The organism is Aquabacterium sp. A08 (genome assembly GCF_011742065.1).
Window position 1 is genome coordinate 1 of sequence record NZ_JAAQQT010000056.1, and the last position, 208, is coordinate 208.

A 208-nucleotide genomic window follows, 5' to 3' on the forward strand; every position below is an offset into this window, starting at 1 on the left:
CCCTGGGAGACCTGGAAGCCCGCAAGCGCGAGATCCGCGAGCGGCTGCAGCGCGAAGGGCTGATCGACCAGAACAAGGCGCTGGCAACCCCGTGGGACTACAACCACGTCCTGGTCATCGCCCCAGAAGGCGCAGCCGGGCTCGGCGACTTCCAGGCCGAAGCCAGCCGACTGCAGGCCCACGGCGTGTGCCAGTTCACCTACGCCTA

General features: G+C 68.3%; 1 pseudogene. It reads left to right on the forward strand.

Annotated features, from left to right (window positions below):
- Nucleotides 1-208, forward strand: a pseudogene (locus HA630_RS00315) (exodeoxyribonuclease VII large subunit); the annotation flags it as partial.